1 protein-coding gene is annotated in these 203 nt (G+C 60.6%); it reads left to right on the forward strand.

What is annotated here, in order from left to right; all coding sequences use genetic code 11:
• The coding region (locus A3714_RS06440) for a methionine biosynthesis protein MetW (protein ID WP_304439025.1) at positions 1-203 on the forward strand (203 nt) is incomplete at both ends.

The following is a 203-nucleotide window of genomic DNA, read 5'->3' on the forward strand; positions in this document are numbered from 1 at the left end:
CTTCGATTACGTGGTTATGACCCAGGCTCTGCAGGCAGTACTGCGCCCGGATCAGATCCTCAACGAAATGCTGCGCGTGGGTCGCGAGGCGATCATTACCTTCCCCAACTTCGGTCACTGGCGGGTCCGCGCCTACCTGGGCCTGAAGGGGCGCATGCCAGTGTCTTCCGCACTGCCCTACGAGTGGTACAACACCCCCAATA

Source organism: Alcanivorax sp. HI0007 (assembly GCF_001635525.1).
Classification (GTDB): Bacteria; Pseudomonadota; Gammaproteobacteria; order Pseudomonadales; family Alcanivoracaceae; genus Alcanivorax.